This is a genomic window from Acinetobacter sp. TUM15071, assembly GCF_008980925.1.
GTDB lineage: Bacteria > Pseudomonadota > Gammaproteobacteria > Pseudomonadales > Moraxellaceae > Acinetobacter > Acinetobacter dispersus.
This window is the reverse complement of record NZ_BKGB01000080.1, coordinates 1-427: the sequence shown is the minus strand read 5'-3', so window position 1 is coordinate 427 and position 427 is coordinate 1. Positions and strand designations below refer to the sequence as shown.

At 44.3% G+C, this 427-nt stretch carries 1 protein-coding gene; it reads left to right on the top strand.

Features of this window, described 5'->3' with window-relative positions:
- Positions 1 to 3 precede the first annotated feature (3 nt).
- A partial coding sequence (locus tag GBI66_RS19335; RefSeq protein ID WP_151717195.1) for an ABC transporter ATP-binding protein occupies positions 4 to 427 on the top strand: 424 nt, incomplete at its 3' end.

Genomic DNA, 427 nt, shown 5'->3' with positions numbered 1-427 from the left:
GCTATGAATAATTCGATACTTTCGACAGCTCAGCCACTGATTGAAGTGAAAAATCTGAGTTTTAATCGAGGGGAGCGCGTCATCTATGACAATGTTGATTTAACCATTCGACGTGGACAAATTACAGGCATCATGGGACCATCAGGCACAGGAAAAACAACACTATTACGTTTAATTGGGGGACAATTAACCCCAGATCGTGGTGAGGTTCTGCTTGATGGTAAGGATATTGCCAGCATGTCTCGTCAAGAGTTATTTGCTGCACGGGCACGTATGGGTATGCTGTTTCAAAGTGGCGCACTCTTTACCGATATGTCTGTCTATGAAAACGTGGCATTTCCAATCCGTGCGCATACCCATTTACCAGAACATTTAATCGCTGAATTAGTCGGACTTAAATTAGAATCCGTCGGTTTGCGCGGTGCAG